Origin of the sequence: Nonomuraea sp. NPDC049419 (assembly GCF_040676995.1) — a bacterium.
GTDB lineage: Bacteria > Actinomycetota > Actinomycetes > Streptosporangiales > Streptosporangiaceae > Nonomuraea > Nonomuraea salmonea.
Map to the genome: position 1 here is coordinate 593672 of NZ_JBFAQB010000004.1, position 13679 is coordinate 607350.

Annotated in this window: 13 protein-coding genes; all 13 read left to right on the forward strand. The window is 72.8% G+C overall.

Features of this window, described 5'->3' with window-relative positions:
• The first annotated feature begins 39 nt into the window (after positions 1–39).
• The 13 genes from AB0K12_RS16785 to AB0K12_RS16845 all read left to right on the forward strand — a co-directional run bounded on the left by AB0K12_RS16785 (position 40) and on the right by AB0K12_RS16845 (position 13675).
• Positions 40–1602 carry an amidohydrolase gene (locus tag AB0K12_RS16785; RefSeq protein ID WP_364561206.1) on the forward strand — a complete coding sequence of 521 codons (1563 nt, stop codon included), beginning with the start codon at positions 40–42 and terminating at the stop codon, positions 1600–1602.
• A gap of 183 nt (positions 1603–1785) precedes the next feature.
• On the forward strand, positions 1786–3465 hold the full coding sequence (locus AB0K12_RS16790; RefSeq protein ID WP_364561208.1) for a BCCT family transporter: 1680 nt from the start codon (positions 1786–1788) through the stop codon (positions 3463–3465).
• A 39-nt stretch (positions 3466–3504) separates the two neighbouring features.
• A complete protein-coding gene (locus tag AB0K12_RS16795) occupies positions 3505–4134 on the forward strand; it encodes a sigma-70 family RNA polymerase sigma factor (protein ID WP_364561211.1) in 630 nt (209 codons plus the stop codon).
• Positions 4131–4346 (forward strand): hypothetical protein, encoded by a 216-nt coding sequence (locus tag AB0K12_RS16800; RefSeq protein WP_364561214.1) that lies wholly within the window; start codon positions 4131–4133, stop codon positions 4344–4346. The genes AB0K12_RS16795 and AB0K12_RS16800 overlap by 4 nt, the downstream gene beginning before the upstream one ends.
• A gap of 55 nt (positions 4347–4401) precedes the next feature.
• Complete coding sequence (locus AB0K12_RS16805; RefSeq protein ID WP_364561217.1) at positions 4402–5163, forward strand: SDR family oxidoreductase; 762 nt, start codon at positions 4402–4404, stop codon at positions 5161–5163.
• Positions 5164–5188: 25 nt separating this feature from the next.
• Positions 5189–5665 (forward strand): peroxiredoxin family protein, encoded by a 477-nt coding sequence (locus AB0K12_RS16810; RefSeq protein ID WP_364561220.1) that lies wholly within the window; start codon positions 5189–5191, stop codon positions 5663–5665.
• A gap of 20 nt (positions 5666–5685) precedes the next feature.
• The gene (locus AB0K12_RS16815) at positions 5686–6819 is read left to right on the forward strand and encodes a molybdopterin-dependent oxidoreductase (RefSeq protein WP_364561223.1); all 1134 of its coding nucleotides are present in this window, start codon (positions 5686–5688) and stop codon (positions 6817–6819) included.
• Complete coding sequence (locus tag AB0K12_RS16820; protein ID WP_364561226.1) at positions 6816–8762, forward strand: NAD(P)/FAD-dependent oxidoreductase; 1947 nt, start codon at positions 6816–6818, stop codon at positions 8760–8762. The genes AB0K12_RS16815 and AB0K12_RS16820 overlap by 4 nt, the downstream gene beginning before the upstream one ends.
• Positions 8755–10059, forward strand: coding sequence for a hypothetical protein (locus AB0K12_RS16825; protein ID WP_364561228.1), 1305 nt, complete (start codon positions 8755–8757; stop codon positions 10057–10059). The genes AB0K12_RS16820 and AB0K12_RS16825 overlap by 8 nt, the downstream gene beginning before the upstream one ends.
• Positions 10060–10208: 149 nt before the next feature.
• The gene (locus AB0K12_RS16830; RefSeq protein ID WP_364561231.1) at positions 10209–11129 is read left to right on the forward strand and encodes an ABC transporter ATP-binding protein; all 921 of its coding nucleotides are present in this window, start codon (positions 10209–10211) and stop codon (positions 11127–11129) included.
• Entirely contained in the window at positions 11126–11830 is a 705-nt protein-coding gene (locus tag AB0K12_RS16835; protein ID WP_364561235.1) for an ABC transporter permease, read from the forward strand. The genes AB0K12_RS16830 and AB0K12_RS16835 overlap by 4 nt, the downstream gene beginning before the upstream one ends.
• A gap of 7 nt (positions 11831–11837) precedes the next feature.
• The gene (locus tag AB0K12_RS16840) at positions 11838–13049 is read left to right on the forward strand and encodes a sensor histidine kinase (RefSeq protein ID WP_364561239.1); all 1212 of its coding nucleotides are present in this window, start codon (positions 11838–11840) and stop codon (positions 13047–13049) included.
• The gene (locus tag AB0K12_RS16845; protein ID WP_364561241.1) at positions 13046–13675 is read left to right on the forward strand and encodes a response regulator transcription factor; all 630 of its coding nucleotides are present in this window, start codon (positions 13046–13048) and stop codon (positions 13673–13675) included. Before AB0K12_RS16840 ends, AB0K12_RS16845 begins: the two co-directional genes overlap by 4 nt.
• Positions 13676–13679: the final 4 nt, after the last annotated feature.

The window sequence follows — 13679 nt, forward strand, 5'->3', positions numbered from 1 at the left end:
GACACCACTCCTCCTCATTCCCTGAGAGATCACGACAGCATGCGCGTATACCGCAACGCCGCCATCCGTACCGGCGTCCCCGGCGCTCCCGCCGCCCAGGCCATGGCCGTGGACGGCCAGCAGATCGTCGCCGTGGGCACCGAGGACGAGGTACGCGCGGCCGCGGGCGCGGCGCCCGAACTGGTGGACCTCGACGGCGCCGCCGTCCTGCCCGGCTTCTACGACGCCCACATCCACACCGCCCAGTACGCCCACAGCCTCACCGGCGTGGACCTGCGCGACGTCCGCTCCATGGGCGAGGCCCTGGCCAGGATCGCCGAGCACGCGGCCAGGCTGCGGCCGGGCGGATGGCTGTTCGGCGGCCGGTGGAACAGCAACGCCTGGGACCCGCCCGTCCAGCCCGACCGCCGCGCCCTCGACTCGGTCTGCCCCGGCCTGCCCGTGGCGCTGCCGAACGTGGACGGCCACACCGTCTGGGCCAACAGCGCCGCGCTCGAGCTGGCCGGCATCGACGCGAGCACCCCCGACCCGGTGGGCGGCGAGATCGTCAGGGACGCGGCCGGCGAGCCCACCGGCATCCTGCGCGAGGCGGCGTCCTACCCGCTGCGCGCCCTGATGGTCGCGGGCGACCTGCGCGACCGGCTGCGCGCCGGGCAGGAGGAGCTGCTGGCGCTGGGCGTGACCAGCGTGCACGACATCGACGGCGAGGACTGCCGCGCCGCCTACCTGGAGCTGCGCGACGCCGGCGAGCTGAAGATCCGGGTGCACAAGGCGATCCCGGTGGGCCATCTGGAGGCGGCCATCGCCGAAGGGCGCAGGACCGGGCAGGGCGACGACTGGTTCCGGACGGGGCCGGTCAAGGTGTTCAGCGACGGCGCGCTGGGCTCGCACACCTGCCACATGCACCGCTCGTTCGCCGGTGAGGAGGGCAACACCGGTATCGCGGTCACCCCGTACGACGACCTCGTCCGCCTCTTCTCCACCGCGGCCGAAGCCGGGATCGCGGTGGCCACGCACGCGATCGGCGACCGGGCGAACCGGCTGGTGCTGGACGCGTACGAGCAGGTCGGCCCCACCCCGGGCCTGCGGCACCGGATCGAGCACGCCCAGCACCTGCGGCCCCAGGACCTGACCAGGATGGCCAGGCTGGGGGTCGTCGCCTCGATGCAGCCGGTGCACTGCACCACCGACATCTCCCTGGTGGACGCGCTGCTGGGCGAGCACGACCTGGCCTCGTACGCCTGGCGCGGCATGCTGAACGCCGGCGTCGCGCTGGCCTTCGGCTCGGACGCCCCCGTGGAGAGTCCCGACCCGTTCGCCGCCCTGTACGCCGCGGTCACCCGCACCAGGCAGGACGGCACCCCCGCCGGCGGCTGGCAGCCCGAGCAGCGGCTCAGCATGGCCGAGGCGATCACCGCCCACACGCTGGGCGCCGCGTACGCGGCCGGCGAGCAGGACCGCAAGGGCGTGCTGGCGCCCGGCATGCTCGCCGACTTCATCGCGGTGGACACGGACCCCTACCTGGAGGCGCCGGAGGCGGTGCTGCGCACCCAGGTCCTCACCACCGTCGTCGGCGGCGACGTCCGCTGGCGGCGATCCTGACGAAGAAGCACCCCCCTGTGAAGATCCGTTCATCACCGCCGGCCTGCTGCTTGCCGCGAGCGGACCAAGGCGTTCCTGTCGAGCGGGCTGAGCCAGGGGGCCTGACCAGGCCGAATCTGTTTACCCTGCCACGGACCTGGAGACGAGAGGGGCCAGAGGGTTCGTGGAACAGCAGGGGAGCCCATGCCGACTTCGGATGGCCGCGACGCCGCCCGCCCGCCCCGTACGGACTGGGCGGTGTTCGGCGTGGCAGCCGTCCTGACCCTGGTCTTCATCGTCTGGGGCGCGGTCGCCACCGGCTCGCTGCAGGGCGTGTCGAGCGCGCTGCTCGCGGCCACCATGCACAACCTGGGCTGGGCGTTCGTCCTGGTCGCCTCGGGCCTGGTGGTCTTCGTGCTGTGGCTGGCCCTCAGCAAGTACGGCCGGATCACGCTCGGCAGGGAGGACGAGCAGCCCGAGTTCAGGACGGTGTCCTGGGTCGCGATGATGTTCAGCGCCGGCATGGGCATCGGGCTGATGTTCTACGGGGTGAACGAGCCGCTCACGCACTTCACCGAGCCGCCGCCCGGCACCCACGAGGCCACGGCGCCTCCGGCCGCGCGGATGCGCACCGCGATGGCCACCACGCTCTTCCACTGGACGCTGCACCCCTGGTCGATCTACGCCGTGGTCGGCCTGGCCATCGCGTACGGCACCTTCCGCAGAGGCCGGCGGCAGACCATCAGCGCGGTGTTCACCCCGCTGATCGGCGCCAGGCACGCCGACGGCGGGGCGGGCAAGGTCATCGACGTGCTGGCCATCCTGGCCACCCTGTTCGGCTCGGCCGCCTCGCTCGGCCTCGGCGCGCTGCAGATCGGCAGCGGCGTCAGGGAGGCCGGGCTGCTGGCCAGGACCGGGGTCGGGCTGCTCATCGTCATCATCGCGGTGCTGACCCTGGCGTTCGTGGCGTCGGCGGTGTCGGGGGTGGAGAAGGGCATCCAGTGGCTGTCCAACACCAACATGCTGCTGGCGGTGGCTCTCGCCGCGTTCGTCCTCGTCCTCGGCCCGACCGTGCTGATCCTCAACCTGCTGCCCACCTCCGTCGCCTCTTACCTGGGGGAGCTGGCCGGGCTCGCCGGCCGCACCGAGGCGACAGGGGGCGACCAGGTCGCCGACTGGCTGTCGACGTGGTCGGTGTTCTACTGGGCGTGGTGGATCTCCTGGACGCCGTTCGTCGGCATGTTCATCGCCAGGATCAGCAGGGGGCGGACGATCCGGCAGTTCGTCGGCGGCGTGATCCTGGTGCCCAGCCTGGTCAGCCTGGTCTGGTTCGCCATCTTCGGCGGCACCGCGATTTCGCTGGAGGCCGAGGGGGCGGGCCTGACCCGCGAGGCCACCGCCGAGGGCCAGCTGTTCGCGGTGCTGAACCAGTTCCCCCTGGTGGGCGTCACGACCGTGCTGGTGATGGTGCTGGTGGGCATCTTCTTCGTCTCGGGAGCCGACGCCGCCTCCGTCGTCATGGGCACGCTCTCCCAGAACGGCTGCCTGCGGCCCACCCGGCCCATCGTGATCTTCTGGGGCGTGCTGACCGGCGCGGTCGCGGCCATCATGCTGCTGCTCGGCGGCGGTGGCGAGGCGGCGCTGACGGGGCTGCAGAACGTCACGATCCTGGCCGCGGTGCCGTTCATGCTGGTGATGGTGGCGATGTGCGTGGCGCTCACCCGCGACCTGCGCCACGACCCGCTGATCCTGCGCGGCAAGCGCGGCGTGGAGATCGTGCACTCGGCCGTCGAGACCGGCCGCGAGAGGTACGACGATGACTTCGAGCTGGTGATCAGCCCCGCCGACGACGACAAGGACAGGGACGCGGAGCGCCGGGAGTAGATCTCGCTACGATGCCTGCGTGGGGGAGGTGGCTCGACTGTGCTGGACGACGAGTCGGCCGCGTGGGTGCGGGCGCTGCGCTGCACGGGGCCCGAGCGGCAGGCGGCCGTCGGGCGGCTGCACGAGCTGCTGCTGCGCATCGCCAGGAAAGAGGTGAGCAGGCGCGCGGCGCGGCTCGGCGTGACCGGGCCCGAGCTCGACGACCTCGCCCAGCAGGCCACCTCCGACGCGCTGCTCGCCATCACCCGCAAGGTCGGCGACTTCCGTGGCGAGAGCCGGTTCACGACCTGGGCCTACAAGTTCGTCGTGCTGGAGGTGGCCGGGAAGGTCGCGCGGCACTTCTGGCGCGAGCCGGGCGTGCCGCTCGAAGGCGAGCAGTGGGAACGCCTGCCCGACCGGTTCGGGCTCGACCCGGCCAAGGAGTCGGAGTGGCGCGACCTGCTCGCCGCGCTGCGCGAGGCCGTGCTCGACAAGCTGACCGAGCACCAGCGCCGCGTCTTCGTCGCCCTGGTGCTCACCGGGGTGCCGCTCGACGTGCTCGCCGCCGAGATGGGCACCAACCGCAACGCCATCTACAAGACGATGTTCGACGCCAGACGTAAGCTCAGGGCGGCGCTCGCCGCTAAGGGATACGTGAGCGACGTTGACGACATGGTGAGGCGCCCGTGAACGACTGGGCCGAGCTCGACCGCTTCCTCCAGACCGACCCCCGCGACGTGGGCTGCGAGGAGGCGATCGCCATGCTGCACGTCTACGTCGAGCTGGTGGCCGAGGACGCCGGGGCTGCGCGGCGCTATCCGGGCATCGCCGCGCACCTGCGCGCCTGCGGCCCGTGCGCCGACGACTTCGAGGGCCTGCTGGCCGCCATCAGCGACGATTGATGTGATCTGCGTCACGTCGAGGTAAGGGCTCGCCCCTGATCGTCGCGAACGGGGCATGACTCATTCGTTCAAGGGCAGGGCCGCCCTGGTCACCGGGGCCGGCCGGGGCATCGGCCGGGCGACCGCCGTCGGCCTGGCCGCGGGCGGCGCGAAGGTCGCGCTGCTCGCGCGGTCGGAGGACGAGCTGGCCGGTACGGCCGGCCTGATCAAGGAGCAGGGCGGCACCGCGTACGTGGTGCCCGCCGATCTCGGCGACGACGGGCGGCTGGCCGAGGCGATCGCCCGCGTACGCGACGAGCTGGGCGCCGTCGACATCCTCGTCAACAACGCCGGCGTGGTGTGGCCGCTGGGGGAGACGCCCGCCGTGGACGTCACCGAGTGGGCGGCGGCGATGCGCATCAACGTGCTCGCTCCCGTGACGCTGGCCGTCGCGTTCGTGCCCGGGATGCTCGACCGCGGCTGGGGCCGCGTCGTCAACGTCTCCACCGGGGCCGTCACCCGCCCGGGCAGCATGATCGGCGGCAACGCGTACGTCACCACCAAGACCGCGCTCGAAGCCCACACCCTCAACCTCGCGCTGGAGCTCGACGGCACCGGCGTCACCGTCAACGTCTACCGCCCCGGCCTGGTCGACACGGCCATGCCGGGCTACATCCGCGCCCAGGACCCCGGCCGGATCGGCGCCGCGCTGCACGAGCGGTTCATCCGCTCGCACGCCGAGGGGCGGCTGATCACGCCCGAGCAGTCGGCTGAGACGCTGCTCGACCGGCTGGCCCGCGACAACGGCACCGGCCAGATCTGGGACTTCGACGCCTGACCACCATCAACGGAAGGAAAAGGCCATGAGCCTGCTGAACCCCGGGGACACGTTCCCGAATCTGACCGTGACGCTGCCCGGGTCGCAGACCCTCGACCTGCCGGGCGCGTTCGCCGGCCACTTCGGCGTGGTGCTGTTCTACCGCGGCGCGTGGTGCCCGTACTGCAACGCGCAGCTGCGCGCGTTCGAGCGGTCGCTGGACAAGCTCGCCGACCTCGACACCAAGGTGGTCGCCGTCTCCGTGGACGACGAGGCCACCACCAAGGAGACGATCGGCAAGCACGGCCTGCGGTTCCCGGTGGGCCACAGCGCGGACGCCCGCGCGTACGCCGAGGCGACCGGCGCCTTCGTCAACGAGGACCCCCTCTACCTGCAGTCGACCGGCTTCCTGCTCGACCCGCGGGGCCGGGTCCTCGTCAGCGTCTACTCCAGCGGCGCCATCGGCCGCCTCGTCCCCGAGGACGTCGCCGGAATGATCCGCTACGTGCGCGAGCACGCGTAGCCGACCCGGGGAGCCCGACCATGAGCACGCGCCTGAGGCAGGTCACGGACCTCGGCCGGTCGCTGCCGGGCCGGTTCACCAGCCGGCTGCACTCGGAGAAGGTGGCGGCCAAGCTGGGCATGTGGCTGGGCGTCAGCTTCACCGTCGCGTTCGCGACCGGGCTGTTCAGCCACTACGTGCAGCACCCGCCCGCGTGGCTGCTGTGGCCGTCGCGGCCGGTCAACCTCTATCGGGTGACGCAGGGGCTGCACGTCATCGGCGGCATCGCCACGGTGCCGCTGCTGCTGGCCAAGCTGTGGACGGTCTACCCGAAGCTGTGGCAGTGGCCGCCGCTGCGCTCCGCCGGGCACGCGGCCGAGCGGCTGTCGGTGCTGCTGCTGGTCGCGGGCGCGCTGTTCCAGCTCGTCACGGGGCTGATGAACATCGCGTACACGTACCTGTGGCCGTTCGGGTTCATCCAGGCGCACTACTGGACCGCGTTCATCGTCTACGGCGCGCTCATCATCCACGTCGTCAACGAGTGGGCCAAGGTGCGGCGGCACGCCTTCGCCCGGGTCGAGGACCCGGACCGGCGCCGCTTCCTCGCCACCGTGGCCGCCGCGTGCGGCGTGGCGGCGCTGGTCACCGCGGGCGAGACCGTCACGCCGCTCAAGCGGCTGGCGGTGCTCGCGCCGCGCAACCCGGACATCGGGCCGCAGGACGTGCCGGTCAACCGCTCCGCCGCGGCGGCCGGGGTGACGCAGGTGGATCCGGCGGCGTACCGGCTGGTCGTGACGGGCGCGGTGCGTACGGAGCTGACGATCGGCTACGACGAATTGGCCCGCATGCCGCAGCACACGGTACGCCTGCCGATCGCCTGCGTGGAGGGCTGGAGCGTGGAGTGCGAGTGGACGGGCGTCCGCCTGCGCGACCTCATCGAGGCGGCCGGCGGCGCACCCGAGGCGGTCCTGACCGTCGAGTCGCTGGAACGCACCGGCTACTACCGCACCAGCGAGGTCCGCGCGCCGCACTGGCAGGACCCGCTGACCCTGCTCGCACTTAAGCTCAACGGCCGGCCGCTGGACCCCGACCACGGCTACCCGGCACGCCTCATCGCCCCGAACCGGCCGGGCGTCATGCAGACCAAATGGGTGGGGACGGTGCGCGTCACATGAGATGGCTTCTGTACGCGGCCGGCGCCGCGCTGATCCTGCTCGGCTTCGCCGGGCTGGTCAGGGAGAGCGACCCGGTGGGCTGGGCCTGGTGGTTCGGCGGCGCCGCGGTGGCGCACGACGCGGTCCTGGTGCCGCTGGTGCTGCTGGCCGGCTGGGCGCTGCGCCGGGTGCGCCGGGCGGTGCGGGCCGCCGCGATCGTGGCGGGCACGGTGACGCTCGCGACGCTGCCGACCGTGCTGGCCCTGGGCAGGCGCGGCGACAACCCGTCCATCCTGCCGCTCGACTACGGCCGCAACCTGCTGCTCGTCCTCGTCGCGCTGGCGCTGGCCGCGCTGCTGCCCCGCCTCTGGACCGGGACCGGCCGGCTCGGGCTGCTCGCCGGGCTGGTGTCGGGCGTGCCGGTGGTGTCGCTGATGGCGGTCAACGACATGATCGACGCCGGGACGTGGGCGCTGTTCCTCGCGCACGCCGCGCTGCTCGGCGCCGTGCTGGCGGCGCTGTTCGGCACCCGGCTGTTCAGCCTGGCCAACGCCCTGGCGGGCGGCCTGCTGACCGGGCTGCTCGCCTGGGCCCTCTGGTCGCTGACGGTGCTGCCCGTCCTGCTCGGCGGCGCCCCGCACTGGACGATCACGCCGGGCGACTTCCGCTCGCTCGCGGGAGAGGTGCTGCTCGGCGGCATCACCGGCGTGCTGCTGTACGTCGCTCCGCGCCGCCGCGAGCAGCCGGCCGCCGCTCCGCCGCAGAAGAGCGCGCGCGTGGTCGTCGTCGGCGGCGGCTTCGGCGGGCTGGCCGCGGCCCGCAGGCTCGACCGGCTCGTCACCCGGGGGCTGCCCGCCGAGGTCACGCTGATCAGCGACGCCGGCTCGCTGCTGTTCACGCCGATGCTGGCGGGGGCGGCCACCGGCGCCCTGGAGCCCCGGCACATCAGCGTCCCCGTACGCGCCTTCCTGAGCCGTACGACGTTCCTGCACGCGCGGGTCGAGTCCGTGGACACCGCCGCACGGACGGTCCGCGTGAGCGACGGGACGACCGTGCCCTACGACCAGCTCGTGTACGCCGTCGGCTCCATCCCGTCCTTCCACGACCTGCCGGGGCTGGCCGAGCACGCGTTCACGCTCAAGACGACCGCCGACGCCACCCGGCTCCGCCACCACGTCCTCGACCTGCTGGACGCCGCCGACCTCGCGGGCGGCGACCGGCGTGAGCTGCTGACGTTCGTGGTGGCGGGCGGCGGCTTCGCCGGCAGCGAGCTGATCGCCGAGCTGTTCGACCTGGTCCAAGGAGTGCTGCACCGCTATCCCGGCATCCACCCCGACGAGCCGCGCTTCGTGCTCGTGCACTCGGGGGAGCGGATCCTGCCCGAGCTGAGCGCCACGCTCGGCGCGTACGCGCACCGCAAGCTGACCGCCAGGGGCATCGAGATCCGGCTCGGCGCCCGGCTGTCCGGCGCCACGTCCGACGCCGCGCTCCTCAAGGAGGGGGAGAAGATCCGCACCCGCACGATCGTGTGGACGGCGGGCAACAAGCCCCACCCCTTGACGGAGGGGCTGCCGGCCGCCGACGGCCGGTTGCGCGTGCCGGGCAGGGAAGGGGTGTGGGCGATCGGTGACTGCGCGCGGGTCCTCGGGCCGGACGGCGTGCCGTACCCGCCGACCGCCCAGCACGCGCTGCGGCAGGGCCGTACCGTGGCCGACAACGTGGCAGCGACGCTGCGGGGCGGCGAGCCGGCCGAGTTCCGCCACCGCTCGCTCGGCACCCTGGTCGCGCTCGGCCGCCACACCGCCGTCGCCGAGATCCGGGGGCTGCGGCTGTCCGGCTTCCTCGCCTGGGCGGTGTGGCGGGCCGTCTACCTCGCCAAGCTGCCGGGGCTGGAGAAGAAACTGCGGGTGTCGTTCGACTGGTCGCTCGACCTCGCCTTCCCGAGGGACATCGCTCATGATTAGGGGAGCCGTCTCAGGCATCGTCGGCGGGCTGGTGTTCGGCCTGATCATGGCGCAGATCGGCTTTCTGCCCACGGTCGCCGCCATCGTCCGCACCGACTCCGTGGTGCTCGGGTTCGCCGTGCACATGCTGTTCGCGATGATCATCGGCGCCGGGTTCGGCCTGCTCGTCGAGCGGCAGCGCGCCCAGGCGGGCGAGCTGCTGTTCTGGGGGCTCGTGTACGGCGCCTTCTGGTGGTTCCTCGGCCCGCTCACGCTGCTGCCGATCCTGCTCGGCCGGCCCGTCACCTGGGATCTGACGAGCGGCCAGAGCCTCACCCCGAGCCTGTTCGGCCACCTCGCCTACGGCGCCTTCACCGCCGCCGCCTACGCCTGGCGGCAGGCGCCGTCCGCCCCGATCCGCCTCGCCACGGTGGCCAGGGGCGCCGTCGCCGCGCTGGTGAGCGCCGCCGTGCTGGTCCTGGGGCTGAACGTCATGACCGGCCGGACTCCGTACGAGCTGCTGGTCGCGGCCCCCTTCGCGGGCGCCGCGTACGCGCTGCTGTTCGGCGGCCGCTCCGAGGGCACCGGGCCCGCGCTGATCCGCGGCATGGTGTACGGCTTCGCCTGGTGGATCCTGCTCGCCCTCACCCTGCCCGGCCTGCTGTCCGTCGGGCGGCTCGACTGGTCGATCGCCATGGTCCGCGAGACGCTGCCCGCCCTGCCCGGCTACCTGCTGCTCGGCGCGGGCACCGGCGCCCTGTTCACCTGGCTCGGCGGGCTGGCGCTGGTGCTGTTCGCCGACGACGTCCGCCGCCTGCAGCCCGACCCGCTCGGCGTCCCCAAGCTCACGGCCGCCGCGTACGGCGTCGCTCTGGGCCTGGTGGCGGGCCTGCTCGGGGCGCTCGCCGCCGGGCCGCTCGGGCTCGTCGAGGGCGTGGTCGCCGGCGTCACGTACGGGCTGTTCTTCCGCGGACGCAGCTTCGACCCGGTGTCCGGGCTCGGCTGGGGCCTGTCGTACGGGTTCCTGTGGTGGCTGCTCGGCCCGCTCATCCTGCTGCCCGTCCTGCGCGGCGCCGACCCGTCACCCGACCTGGCCGCCGCCTTCCCCGCCCTGGTCGCCCACCTGGTGGCGGGGGCCGCCGTCGGCGTCCTCTACAACCTGCTGGAGGAGCGGGCCAACCCGTGGTGGCTCACCCGTGGCCAGTCCGCCGCGGAACGCGCGAACGCGCTGCGCGAGCAGACCCTCGGCTCGGCCCCCGCCATCTGGACCCTGGTCCTCCTCCTGGCCGTCCTCGTCCCGACCCTGGTCGTCACGTGAGCCGGTGACTCAACGCCGCTCCTGGGAACGAAGCCACCACACGTAGGGCGCATCAACCGATCGGTTGATTTGTCGGTCAGCCGGATCCGCGCCGGGTCGTGGCCGGCTGGGCGATTCGGGCGAAGGGTGTTCCCCGCCACCATGAACGCATGACGGTGATCGAGGTGAACGCGCTCGTCAAGCGGTACGGCGGGCTGCCAGTGGTGAACGAGGTGTCGTTCTCCGTGGCCGAGGGTGAGATCTTCGGCATCCTCGGCCCCAACGGGGCCGGGAAGACGACGACCGTGGAGTGCGTGGAGGGGCTGCGGCGGCCCGACGCAGGCTCGATCAGGGTGCTCGGGCTCGACCCGGTCAAGGACCGGAAAGAGCTGAGCCACCTGGTCGGCGTACAGCTGCAGCAGTCACTCCTGCCCGAGAACATCAAGGTGGGGGAGGCGCTCGACCTGTTCGCCTCCTTCTACCGCACGCCCAAGGACTGGCGGGCGCTGCTGGAGGAGTGGGGGCTGGCCGACAAGCGGCAGGCGAAGTTCGGCTCGCTGTCGGGCGGGCAGAAGCAGCGGCTGTTCATCGCGCTGGCGCTGGTGGGCGACCCGAAGGTGGCCTTCCTCGACGAGCTGACCACGGGCCTCGACCCGGCCGCCAGGCGGTCCACGTGGGAGCTGATCAAGCGGGTCCGCGCGGCGGGCGTGACGGTCGTGCTGGTCAGCCACTTCATGGACGAGGTGGAGGAGCTGTGCGACCGGGTCGCGGTGTTCGACAGGGGCCGCATCGTCGCCCTCGACAGCCCGGCGAACCTCATCTCCAACGTGGACGCCGACCAGCACATGCGGTTCAGGCCGCTGGCGCCGTTCGACGACGCGCTGCTGACGCGGCTGCCGGGGGTGGCGTCGGTGACCCGCTCGGGGGAGCAGGTCATCGTGGCGGGACGGGGGGACTTCGCGGTCGCGGTGACGTCCGCGCTGGCGCGTCACCAGGTGCCGGTGGCCGAGCTGCGCATCGAGCAGCACACTCTCGACGACGCGTTCGTCGCCCTGACGGGACGGGCCTTCGACGCCAAGGAGGACGCGTGACCGGCTTCGGGAAACTCACGGGCGTCGAGACCAAGCTGCTGCTGCGCGACCCCGGCGCGATCTTCAGCATGGTGATCCCGCTGTTCATCCTCATCGTCTTCAGCAGCGGGGTGGCGCCGGGCGACACCATGCTGCCCGCGCTCTCGATGACGGTCGCGGTGGGGCTGGTGGGGCTCTACATGGTGCCCACGACGCTGGCGACCTACCGGGAGCGGGGCATCCTGCGCCGGTTCTCCACGACGCCGGTCAGCCCCGGTGCGCTGCTGGGCGTGCAGCTGATCCTCCAGCTCGTCTTCGCGGTGGTGTCGTCGGCGCTGCTCGTCGCCGTCTCGGTGACGGTCTTCCAGGCGGCGGCGCCCGCGCGGGTGGCGTCGCTGGTGGCCGCGTTCCTGCTCGGCACCGCGGCGATCGTCGCGGTCGGCCTGCTCATCGCGGCGACGGCCACCAGCGGGCGGGCCGCGAACGGCATCGGCGTGCTGCTCTACTTCCCGCTGGCCTTCCTCGGCGGCGTGATGCAGCCCGTGGACGCCATGCCCGAGCTGCTCGCCACGATCGGGCGGTTCACGCCGCTGGGGCTCTTCCGGCAGGCCGTGCACGATGCCTGGAGCGGGGCGGCGACACAACCACTCCTTCTTGCCATAATGGCGGCATATGCGGTGGTCATCGGTGGGGTCGCGGCCCGGTTCTTCCGCTGGGAGTGAGACACACGTGAGCGACACCGCCCACACACGGGTCAACGCCGGCCTGGCCGCGATCCCGTACGTGCTGCTGGTCGTCTCGGCCGGGCTCGCGCTGCTCACCGGCGACCTCACGCCGGGGCAGCGGATCGCCGCCGTCGTGCTGAGCGTGCTCGCGGCCGGGTGGATGGTGGCGCTGCGCCCGGCCCGCACCGCCAGGAGAGCCGCGGTCTACGTCGCCGGCCTGGTCGCGCTCATCGCCGCGCTCGGCCTGCTCAGCACGTGGTTCGCCGGCTTCTTCGCCTTCATCGGCTACCTGGACTCCTGGCGGCTGCTGTCCGGCCGCTGGCGGATCGCGGGCGTGACGGCCACGGCGGCTGCGGCCGTCACCGGCTACTTCGGCGGGCTGCCCGACCCCGACCCGGCCGTCATCTCCTCCTACGTGCTGGTCATCGTCGCCATCGTGGTGATGGTCGTCCTGTTCAGCCTGTTCGGTGACATGATCAACGAGCAGAGCGTACGCAGGCAGCAGATGGTCGACCAGCTCGCCGCCACCAACGCCAAGCTGGAGGAGACCATGCGGGAGAACGCCGGGCTGCAGGCCCAGCTCCTCCTCCAGGCCCGCGAGGCCGGCGTCACCGACGAGCGGCGGCGGCTGGCCAGGGAGATCCACGACACGCTCGCCCAGGGGCTGGCCGGGATCATCACCCAGGTGCAGGCCGCCGCCAAGGCCAAGGACGACCCGGAGACCTGGCAGCGCCACCTCGACAACGCCGCCCAGCTGGCCAGGGACGGCCTGGCCGAGGCCCGCAGGTCCGTGCACGCGGTGGGGCCGGCCGAGCTGGAGACCGCCCGGCTGCCCGAGGCGCTGTCCGAGGTGGTGCGGCGGTGGGAGGGCCTGCACGGGGTGCCGGCCGCGTTCGCGACGACGGGAACGGCCCGGCCGCTGCACCCCGAGGTGGAGGTGACCCTGCTGCGGGTCTGCCAGGAGGCCCTGGCGAACGTGGCCAAGCACGCCCGCGCCTCCCGGGTCGGCGTCACCGTGTCGTACATGGACGACGTGGTCACTCTGGACGTACGCGACGACGGCGCCGGGTTCGTCCCCGGGGCCCATGGAGGCGGTTTCGGCATGACGTCGATGCGGCAGCGGGTCACCCGGCTGGCCGGCAGCTTGGAGGTCGAGTCGGAGCCGGGCGGGGGCACCGCCGTCTCCGCCAGCGTCCCGGCGATGGAGCCGCGATGAGCGTGATCCGGCTGATGGTCGTCGACGACCATCCCATCGTGCGGGACGGGCTGCGCGGCATGTTCACCGGGGAGCCCGGCTTCGAGGTGGTCGGGGTCGCGGGCGACGGGGCCGAGGCGGTCGGTCTGGCCGAGGAGCTGCGGCCCGACGTGATCCTCATGGACCTGCGGATGCCGGGCACCGACGGGGTCACCGCGATCCGGATGCTGGCAGAGCGGGGGAGCACGGCCAGGGTGCTGGTGCTGACCACGTACGACACCGATCGCGACGTGCTGCCGGCCATCGAGGCGGGCGCCACCGGCTACCTGCTCAAGGACGCGATGCCCGACGAGCTCGTCCGCGCCGTCCGCGCCGCCGCCCGCGGCGAGGCGGTGCTGTCCCCGTCGGTGGCCACCCGGTTGCTGGGCCAGGTGCGCGCCCCCGCCGATCCCCTGAGCGCCCGCGAGCTGGAGGTGCTCGGCCTGATCGCCCGCGGCTGCACCAACAGGGAGGCCGCCGCCCGCCTGTTCATCAGCGAGGCCACCGTCAAGAGCCACCTGCTGCACATCTACACCAAGCTGGGCGTCAAAGACCGCGCCGCCGCCGTGGCCGCCGCCTTCGAACGCGGCCTCTTCGACCGGCCCTGACCGG